1 protein-coding gene is annotated in these 249 nt (G+C 40.6%); it reads right to left on the bottom strand.

Annotation, left to right across the window (positions count from 1 at the left end; genetic code table 11):
• Positions 1-249 (bottom strand): hypothetical protein (locus KZZ06_RS21755; RefSeq protein ID WP_219581994.1); only part of this gene is annotated, 249 nt, incomplete at both ends.

Below are 249 nucleotides of genomic sequence, written 5' to 3'. Positions count from 1 at the left end.
CTTATTACGAAGAATCTGGGCCAATGTGGCATCCGTCTCTATAGATAACTTATACAGCCACTTGCTGAGAAGACATCTGTTCTTCACCTCTAAATTTTCAATGCCTAGACCCCCTTGATCTTTCGGCTTACAAATGATATCCCACTTAGCAAGTCTGTATTTTCTTTTTAATTCATCGTTCTGCCAGAAGAAGCGCGGTCGATAGAAATCTAGCCTTATCCGTACTTCAACTGGTACTTCAAAAAAGGA

The sequence above is a fragment of the Sulfitobacter sp. CW3 genome (genome assembly GCF_019392245.1).
Classification (GTDB): domain Bacteria; phylum Pseudomonadota; class Alphaproteobacteria; order Rhodobacterales; family Rhodobacteraceae; genus Sulfitobacter.
This window is presented reverse-complemented; position numbering and strand designations above follow the sequence as displayed.